This window comes from Priestia sp. SIMBA_032 (genome assembly GCF_046535215.1).
GTDB lineage: Bacteria > Bacillota > Bacilli > Bacillales > Bacillaceae_H > Priestia > Priestia aryabhattai.
This window is the reverse complement of sequence record NZ_JAWRXD010001194.1, coordinates 1-251: the sequence shown is the minus strand read 5'-3', so window position 1 is coordinate 251 and position 251 is coordinate 1. Positions and strand designations below refer to the sequence as shown.

Annotated in this window: 1 protein-coding gene; it reads left to right on the top strand. The window is 58.2% G+C overall.

Going from position 1 to position 251, the window contains the following annotated elements; all coding sequences use genetic code 11:
- Window positions 1–37: 37 nt before the first annotated feature.
- A partial coding sequence (locus SB717_RS38090) for a hypothetical protein (RefSeq protein ID WP_410908374.1) occupies window positions 38–251 on the top strand: 214 nt, incomplete at its 3' end.

Sequence of the window (251 nt, the reverse complement as noted above, 5' to 3'; positions counted from 1 at the left end):
ATTCGCAGGCTTTGCGTCGGCAGGGGAAAGTAAACCGATGTCCACCACCCTGGCGTTTGTGCGCATGTTGGGCGCATTGCTCAAGGCCCCTGTGCTGGGCGAGCGCATCGTGCCGATTGTGGCCGATGAGGCGCGCACGTTCGGTATGGCCAATCTCTTTCACAAATACGGTATCTATTCGCCCCAGGGCCAGCTTTATATGCCTGAGGACAACGATTCCATTGTGTCGTACCGCGAGGCACACGATGGGC